8 protein-coding genes are annotated in these 8,040 nt (G+C 74.0%); 3 read left to right on the top strand and 5 right to left on the bottom strand.

The genetic code is table 11. The features are described from left to right. Positions 1-224 precede the first annotated feature (224 nt). Positions 225-488, bottom strand: coding sequence for a hypothetical protein (locus tag E4099_RS25410; RefSeq protein ID WP_135341444.1), 264 nt, complete (start codon positions 486-488; stop codon positions 225-227). A 199-nt stretch (positions 489-687) separates the two neighbouring features. After that, positions 688-1,509: an SGNH/GDSL hydrolase family protein gene (locus tag E4099_RS25405; RefSeq protein WP_280923525.1), complete on the bottom strand. Its 822-nt coding sequence runs from the start codon at positions 1,507-1,509 to the stop codon at positions 688-690. A gap of 307 nt (positions 1,510-1,816) precedes the next feature. Between E4099_RS25405 and E4099_RS25400 the strand changes: the two genes are divergently transcribed. Further along, positions 1,817-2,947, top strand: coding sequence for a DUF5925 domain-containing protein (locus tag E4099_RS25400; protein ID WP_135341443.1), 1,131 nt, complete (start codon positions 1,817-1,819; stop codon positions 2,945-2,947). A 55-nt stretch (positions 2,948-3,002) separates the two neighbouring features. Here E4099_RS25400 and E4099_RS25395 read toward each other — a convergent pair whose 3' ends face one another. Continuing rightward, on the bottom strand, positions 3,003-3,380 hold the full coding sequence (locus tag E4099_RS25395) for a GntR family transcriptional regulator (RefSeq protein ID WP_135341442.1): 378 nt from the start codon (positions 3,378-3,380) through the stop codon (positions 3,003-3,005). Between the two features lie 259 nt (positions 3,381-3,639). Between E4099_RS25395 and E4099_RS25390 the strand changes: the two genes are divergently transcribed. Further along, positions 3,640-4,575, top strand: a complete 936-nt coding sequence (locus E4099_RS25390; protein WP_135341441.1) for a GNAT family N-acetyltransferase — start codon at positions 3,640-3,642, stop codon at positions 4,573-4,575. A gap of 19 nt (positions 4,576-4,594) precedes the next feature. Next, positions 4,595-5,527: a GNAT family N-acetyltransferase gene (locus E4099_RS25385; protein WP_245245148.1), complete on the top strand. Its 933-nt coding sequence runs from the start codon at positions 4,595-4,597 to the stop codon at positions 5,525-5,527. A 58-nt stretch (positions 5,528-5,585) separates the two neighbouring features. On the opposite strand, the gene E4099_RS25380 is transcribed toward E4099_RS25385, so the two are convergent. Continuing rightward, positions 5,586-6,770, bottom strand: a complete 1,185-nt coding sequence (locus E4099_RS25380) for a type III PLP-dependent enzyme (protein ID WP_386390179.1) — start codon at positions 6,768-6,770, stop codon at positions 5,586-5,588. Between the two features lie 35 nt (positions 6,771-6,805). Then, a partial coding sequence (locus tag E4099_RS25375) for an IucA/IucC family protein (protein ID WP_135341440.1) occupies positions 6,806-8,040 on the bottom strand: 1,235 nt, incomplete at its 5' end.

The raw sequence follows: 8,040 nt of genomic DNA, 5'->3' as shown, positions 1-8,040 counted from the left end.
GGGAGGGACAGCAGGCTTCGGCTGGGTCAGGGCAGGGGAAGAGCCCGCGGGAGCCGTGCTCCCGCGGGATGGATGAGCCTCCCGCGCAAGGGACATCCCCTGGACGCGGGACGACGCATCCCGGGCGGAACAGCGCGGAACAACCGGCTGGAGCGGGGCCGGCTCTCCCCTGGTGCCCGGGATGCTCGAAGGACTCGAACGCGACTGGCGGTGGCCCGAGGGCCTCAGCCGTGGTTGCCGAACAGGGAACGCCGCAGTCGCCGCAACGGGGCGAACAGCGACACCGTCGCACCACGGCTCTCCCTGACCCGCGCGCGGTCTCGGGCGGTGAGCTCCTGCATCAGCATGGTGGCCCCCTCCGCCTTCTGGCGCGGGATGGCGGGGCCGCTCAGCACCGCGAGATGGCGGTCGAGGCGCGCACTGGACGCACCGCTCCCGCAACTGATGGCAGGCACCCGTGGCCTGCTCCGAACCGTTATCTGCTCCATGACACTCCCCACCCGTACGAGGGCACCCGCCCCGGGCAGAGTAACCCTACCTCCCCGAAGCGTCACCCGCGTATCCCTGGTAGCGGATTCACCTCTCCGTCAAGGGTGTTGACGAAGGTTTCGCGGCGGACGCGCGAAAGGAGGCCCCGGTGCCGACGTTCGGGGCCTCCTCGATCACGCGCGCGGTGGCGTTGACGCCTCAGGAGACGGCGTTGAGGGCGGGCAGGTAGCCGCCGGACTGACCGGAGGCCGTCGGGTGGTAGGACTCGCCGATGTTCAGCCAGTTGACGCTGTGCAGCCAGGCGTCACCGGAGCAGATCTCGTGCCCGCTGAACCGCGAGGCGACATTGGCGAAGGTGAAGCCGCTGTGGGCGGCCACCCGCTGGGAGATGACCGAGTTCAGCAGGTCCGAGGCGTTGTTGATGGCGGACCGCTTGGTGTCGCTGATCCCGACGATGCAGCTGCCGCCGATCTTGTAGAAGCGGGGGTAGCCGAGGACCACCACGCGGGCGTTCGGCGCCTTGGCGCGGATGGCGTTGTAGGCCGCGTCCAGCCTGCCGGGCAGCGTGCTGGAGACGTAGCTGCGCGCCTGGTTGACGCGGTCGATGCAGCCGCTGTCGGAGCTGAGGATGCAGGTGGTCATCACGTCGGCGAAGCCGGCGTCGTTGCCGCCGATGCTGATGCTGACCAGGGTGGTGCTGCTGTTGAGCGGGGCCAGCTGCTTGTTGATCACGTCGCCGGTCACCGCCCCGGAGCAGGCCGTGAAGCTGAAGCTGGACGGCGCGTGCGAGTTGGCCCAGAGCACCGGGTACGCCTTGGAGCTGCGCTTGCAGTCACCGCTGGCGCTGTCGTAGCTGCCGGATCCCACGCCGGAGGAGTAGGAGTCACCGAGGGCCACGTACGCGGTTCCGGCGGTCGCCGCCGCGTTGGCCGAGCCCGTTCCGGTCAGGGCGAGCGTCGCCCCCATCACCAGGGACGCGGCTGCTCCCACGAGCTTGGGCATGAAGCGGGGCAGTTTCATCGGACCTCCGTACGCAGGGGGTGGCTGAGGTTGCTTCTGGCGGATCGAACGAAAGAATCGGGGGGACATCCGGCCGTGGAATGTCTGCCACGTCACACCGCCGTCCGGAATAATGACATGCCTATGTCACGCCGCCAAGACTCTTATCTATGCGGGTTGATAGAACTTTTGAACGAAGGTCAGGAGGAGGTGACCGGACCGGTTCGACCCCGCGGGCGGCACCAGGGTGCGCCGCGCCGGGTATTGCCCGCCCCACGCCGGGGAAAAACATGTACGCCAGGGCGGCTGGTGCCGGATCATGTGCTCCATGTGTGCCGACCGCAGTCCTGAACCCAGGAGGCCGATCCTGCCCACCACTCCGACCGAATCCGCCCTCCCGCTCCGGCTCACCATGGACGACAGCGACTCCCCCGCGGATGTCGTGGACGCCCTGTTCCTGGGCCGGTTCGCCAGCGGCGAGCAGCCGTACGCGCGCAGCCGCTCGGTGGACCGGGTCAGGTCCGGGCTGACCCTGCTGCCACCCGGCGCCACGGTGCTGCGCTCGGCACGGGACGACGACCGCAGCGCCACCCTGGCCGAGGGCGAGGGCTGGACCGTACTGGTGTCACGGTGGAACCGGGGTGCGGACGTGACCGTGACCGCGGTGGGCGAGGAGCTCGCCGAGGAGATGCTGCGCAAGGCGGTGGACGGCGCCGAGGACGAGCCGGAGCCGCAGCCCGACGACGTCACCATGGGCTTCTGGTACGTCTCCCCGCGCCGCGGCCCCTACCGCACCACCCGGCAGATCTCGGCCGGGACCTGGGAGGAGATCCGCGGCAACTACAGTGCGCCGGTGGCCGATGCGATGGCCCGGGTGATGAAGGTGGTGCCGGACGACATCGCCGGCCGGCTGCTCCTGCTGCACGGACCGCCGGGCACCGGCAAGACCTCCGCACTGCGCACCCTGGCCCGCAGCTGGCAGGACTGGTGCCAGGTGGACTGCGTCCTGGACCCGGAGCGGCTGTTCAACGACGTCGGCTATCTGATGGACATCGCGATCGGCGAGGACGAGGGGAGCGGGGGCAACCGCTGGCGGCTGCTGCTCCTGGAGGACTGCGACGAGCTGATCCGCGGCGAGGCCCGGCACACCGCGGGACAGGCCCTGTCCCGGCTGCTGAACCTCACCGACGGGCTGCTCGGCCAGGGCCGCAACGTGCTGGTCGGGGTGACCACCAACGAGGACCTGGAGCGGCTGCACCCGGCCGTGGTCCGGCCGGGCCGCTGCCTGGCCCGGATCGAGGTGGGGCCGCTGAGCCGGAGCGAGGCGGTGCACTGGCTGGGACGGGAGGAGGGCATCGGCCGGGACGGGGCGACCCTGGCGGAGCTGTACGCGCTGCGCCGCGGCACCACGCCCGCCTCGGTACCGGCCCAACCGGCCGACCCGGGGCTCTACCTCTGACCTTTCCGGTCTCACCTGCGGTTCAGGCCATCAGACGTGCCTGGCACGGGCGGGCTCAGTCCTGGGGATAGGCGGCCCGCAGTGCCTCCTGGACGGCGGCCAGCGCGGCGGCCCGGTCCAGGCCGAGCCGCCGGGCCCGCTGGGCGTACGCCGCCGCGGCGCCGGCCGCCTCACGGGCCGCGGCGTCCCCGGCGGCGGCGATGAAGGTGCCGTTGCGCCCCCGGGTCTCGATCACCCCGTCCGCCTCCAGGGCCCGGTACGCCTTGGCCACGGTGTTGGCGGCGAGCCCGAGTTCCTCGGCGAAGCCGCGTACCGTCGGCAGGCGGTAGCCCACCGGGAGCGCGCCCGCCCGCGCCTGCTCGGCGATCTGCTCACGGATCTGCTCGAACGGAGCGGTCGGCGAGTGCGGGTCGACCTCGATCGTCAGGGCCACGGTGGAGCTCCCGTCGTCTGCGCGGCATGGAGGTACCCGCCGCTCTCAGGACCCGCTCGCTCGATGTCGCGCGGCGGGGAGGCCGAGAGCCCGGGAACCGCCTCCCATTGTCGGCCACGGTCCGGCGGGCGATGGTACGGCGCCCGGCCGAACGCCCGCCGGGACGTCCGACCCGCCGCCCGGGATGCGTCGACAACCGGCCATCGGCTGCCCGAAAAGCGGCGGCGCGAGCCCGTACCAGGACGTAACCTGCGACCTCATGACGTTGATCGTGCGCGATTTCCGTGCCTCGGACGCGGCGGCGGTCGCCGAGGCGCGCCGTGCGGCCTGGCCCTACCGGGTGACCACCGCCGAGGGCGTCGCCTGGGAGGTGCGCAACGCCCCCGCCGAGCAGCGGTTCCGGCTGCTGGTGGCCGAGTCGGACGGGCTGGTGGTGGGTTCTGCCCCCACCGGTGTCCTCACCGGTGAGGACACCGAACGGCACCGGCCGGGCCGGGCCTTCACCGATGTCCATGTGCACCCGGCCCACCGCCGCCGGGGCGTGGGCACCGCCCTGCTGCACAGCGCCGAGGAGTACCTGGCCGGGCTGGGCGCCGGCACCGTGTACAGCTGGACGCTGGACGAGCGCCCCAGCACCACCTTCGCCGAGCGCCGCGGTTACCGGCGCGGTCGCGGCTCGCGGTGCCTGCGGCTGGACCTGACGACGGCCGGACTGCCGCCGCTCGGCCCGCTGCCGCCGGGCGTGGAGGTGCGCCGGGGCACCGACTTCGCCGCCGACCCGCGGCCCTGCTACGTGGCGGAGTCGGCGGCCGGCCGGGACGAGCCCGGCGACATCAGCCCGGACCCCGGCTCCTACGAGCAGTGGCTGGCGGCCGAATGGCGGCGGCCCGAGCGCAGCGCGGAGCTGACCTCCTACGTCCTGGTGGACGGCGTCGTCACGGCCTACAGCATCGGGCTCACCGACGGCCGGGGGCGCTATGTGTCGGGCGGCACCGGCACCCTGCGCGGCTGCCGGGGGCGCGGGCTGGCCAAGCTGGCCAAGAACCACTCGCTGCACCTGGCCCACGCGGCCGGCTGCACCGAGGCCATCGCGGGCAACGACACCGGCAACGCGCCGATGCTGACGATCAACCAGTGGTTCGGCTACCGCCCGGCCGCCGAGGAGTGGCGGTACCTGCGCGAGCTGGCCGTCTGACCGGAGAGGAGCCGCCACCGTGACGACACCGCGGATCCGGGACTTCCGCCCGGCGGACGCCGAGGCCCTGCTGGAGGTGCGCCGGCGGACCCGGCCGTACCAGGTGATGAGCGCCGCGGGCACCGCCTGGTCGGTGGTCGGTTCCCCGTCGGCGCAGCGCTACCGGCTGCTGGTGGCGGAGCTGGACGGGCGGGTGGTGGGCAGCGCGAGCGTGGGACTGGCCTTCGACAGCAGCGTGCCGGGCCAGTCCTTCGCCGACCCGATGGTGCACCCGGCGGCGCGCGGGCGCGGCGCCGGGCGGGCGCTGCTCGCCGAGGCCGAGAGGTATCTGGCCGGGCTCGGGGCCACCGAGGTCTTCACCTGGGCTCTCACCGACGAGCCCTCGCTGGACTTCGCCCGGCGCTGCGGCTACCGGCCGCTGCGCACCGCCCGCTACCTCAGCCTGGAGCTGACCGAGGGCGCGCTGCCGCCGCGCGCCCCCGCGCCGCCCGGGGTGGAGCTGCGCCCCGCCACCGGGCTGACCGGCGATCCATGGCCGCTGTACGAGGCGAACAACGAGGCCGTCCGTGACGAGCCGAACGACATCGCGGTGGACGCGATGCCCTATCAGGACTGGCTCGCGCTGGACTGGAACGACCCCGACCTGGACCGTTCGCTCAGTACGGTGGCCCTGGTCGGCGGGGAGGTGGTCGCGTTCTCCCTGGTGCACACCGACGGGCGCGGGGGCTGCCTGTCGCGGATGACCGGCACCCGGCGCGCCCACCGCGGGCGGGGCCTGGCCAAGCTCGCCAAGAACCACGCGCTGCACCTGGCCCGCGCGGCCGGCTGCACCCGCGCCTACACCGGCAATGACACCGGGAACGGCCCGATGCTCGCCGTCAACCGGTGGTTCGGCTACCGGCCGGCGGGCGCGGAGCAGCGCTTTGTGCGCGCCCTGGGTGCTCCGCGGTGAGCGCGCGGCCGCTCGCGCGGTTCCTCCCTCGTCTGGAGGCGCCAGCCCGGCCGGGGCCTCAGCCGAGGTAGTAGAAGGCGGGCGCCGGGTGCATCAGGAACGAGTGGTGCGAGATGTTCCAGGCGTAGGCGCCGGCCAGGGCGAAGGCGATCCGGTCCCCGGCCCGCAGCCGGGGCACCGGGACGCGGCGGGCCAGTACGTCCTTGGGGGTGCACAGCTGGCCGGCCAGGGTGACCGGTTCGCCGTGGATCCCGGGGCGCGGCCAGGGCCGGTCCCAGTGTTCGCGGGGCAGCACGGTGAAGGGGTGGTCGTGCTGTTTGGCGGCCGGGGTGCGCAGGTGGTGGGTGCCGCCGCGCAGCACCGCGAACGCCTCGCCGCCGCTGTGCCGTACGTCGAGGACCTCGGTGACGTACCAGCCGCAGTAGGCGGTCAGCGCCCGGCCCGGTTCGACGCGCAGGGTCAGCCCGGGGTGCCGGTCGGCCAGTTCGGCCAGCCCGGTGCCGTAGCCGGCCCAGTCGAAGCGGCTGCCGGGCCGCCGGTAGTCGACGTGCATGCCGCCGCCGAGGTTCACCTCGTCCAGCGGCAGGCGGTGCCGGTCGGCCAGGTCGCGCGCCCAGCCGGTGATCCGCTCGGCCAGGGCGAGCTGGGCGGCGGCATCGAGGCCGCTGGCCAGGTGGGCGTGGATGCCGCGCAGCCGCAGGGCGGGGCCGGCGCACAGGGGCAGGCAGGCGGTGAGCCGTTCCGGGTCGAGTCCGAACGGGCTGGGGCGGCCCCCCATGGCCAGCGCGGCCCCGTCCAGGGACCGGTCGCCGGCCGGCAGGTTGACCCGCAGCAGCACCTCGGCGGGGGCCCGGTCCGGCCGTTCGGCGGCCAGCGCGGCCAGCAGCCGCAGTTCCGACTCGCTCTCCACATGGAAGCGGTGTACGCCCAGGTCCAGCGCGAGCCGCAGTTCGGCCTCGGTCTTGCCGGGCCCGCCGAAGGCCAGCGGCAGTTCCGGGGCGGTACCGCGGACATGCGCCAGCTCGCCGCCGGAGGCCACCTCGTAGCCGGTGACATGGGGGGCGAGGGCGCGCAGGATCTCGGCGGCCGGGTTGGCCTTGGCCGCGTAGTAGAGCTCGACGCCGGCGGGCAGCGCGGCCCGTACGGCGGCGGCGTGCTCGGCCAGTCGGCCCAAGTCGTAGACGTAGGCGGGGAGGCCGTCGTCGGCCAGGGTGCCGGCGAGTGCGGCGACCGGTTCGGTGATCACGGGGTGCTCCTCGGGCGTTCGGCGGTACCGGGTCAGTGGTCGGCCACCGTGCGGGCGGCCTCGGACAGCAGCTCCGGGGCGAGTGGATTGGCGATCCGGACATAGCCGGCGTCGCGGTCGGCCCTGCGGGCCCAGCGGGTGAGCAGGTTGGCCTTGGCGGGCAGCGGCGCGCCGGCCAGCAGCGCGGTCAGCTCCGGCGGGCGGCCGTGTGCCGCGCAGCGCTCGGCCAGCACCTGGCGCACCGCGGTCCACAGCTCCGGCTCCAGCTCCGGGTGCAGGTCGGCGAGTGCCGCGAGGAGTTCGGCCACGTGGTTGACCAGCAGGCAGTAGACGACCCGGTCCCAGCCGCGGGCCGGGTCGTAGGTCAGCGGGCCGGCCACCGCGCGGGGCAGCGCGGCCAGCGCGGCTCGGTGCCGGTCGGGCAGCAGCTTGGTGCCCTCCAGGTCGCGCAGCAGGACCTGCCGGGGGGCGCCGGAGCCGTCGACACCGATCAGCACGTTCTGGAGATGGGGTTCGAGTACCACCCCGTGGTCGAAGTAGGCGGCCAGCACGGGTGGCAGCAGCAGCCGCAGATACGTCTGCCACCAGGCCAGTGCCGCCCGCGGGCCGGCGCCGTCCAGCAGCCGGGAGACATGGGCGGGCCCGGTCGGGTACTCGTCGGCGACCGCGGCGGCCAGCAGCGCGGTCAGCCCGGGGCGCAGCCGGGCGGCGAGCCCTTCCCGGACGATCACCCCGAAGCCCTCCAGCAGCCGGCGGTCGCCCAGGTCCAGGGTGCGGTAGGCGGGTTCGCGCAGCAGCTCGCAGCCGTCGAAGCGGGCGGCCAGGTCGGCGGCGGCGGGCTCCAGCAGCCGGGTCAGCGCGACGGCGCCGGACAGCTCGTAGTCGGCGTTCTTGCGCAGGCAGTTGGTGATGCGCACCTGGAGGCTGAACTTGAGGAAGTCCCGGCCGTCGTAGAGGGTGCGCACCGAGGCGGTCGGGGCGAAGTCGCGCCCGCCGGGTCCCAGGTCGAGGATGTCGCCGCGGGCCAGCGCGGCGCGCAGGGCGGGGTGGTCGCCCAGCATGGCGTACTGCCAGGGGTGGGCGGGCAGCAGCCGGTAGCCCTCGGGCACCGCACGCTGCCGGTCCAGCACCGCGAGCGCGTGGGGCCCGGCCGCCTCCTGGCGTACCAGCGCGCGGCGGACCGCCAGATGGTGCAGGGGGAAGCGGGCGGCCGACTCGGGGGCGTAGCGGCGCCACTGCTCGAGGCTGCCGGTACGGGCCTTGGGGG

This window comes from Streptomyces palmae (genome assembly GCF_004684805.1).
Lineage (GTDB): Bacteria > Actinomycetota > Actinomycetes > Streptomycetales > Streptomycetaceae > Streptomyces > Streptomyces palmae.
Note: the sequence above shows the minus strand (reverse complement) of the source record. Positions and strands in the feature narration are given on the sequence as shown.

Coding starts and splice junctions, on each gene's coding strand:
- E4099_RS25410 (WP_135341444.1), bottom strand. CDS start 488: ATGGAGCAGATAACGGTTCGGAGCAGGCCACGGGTGCCTGCCATCAGT.
- E4099_RS25405 (WP_280923525.1), bottom strand. CDS start 1,509: ATGAAACTGCCCCGCTTCATGCCCAAGCTCGTGGGAGCAGCCGCGTCC.
- E4099_RS25400 (WP_135341443.1), top strand. CDS start 1,817: ATGTGTGCCGACCGCAGTCCTGAACCCAGGAGGCCGATCCTGCCCACC.
- E4099_RS25390 (WP_135341441.1), top strand. CDS start 3,640: ATGACGTTGATCGTGCGCGATTTCCGTGCCTCGGACGCGGCGGCGGTC.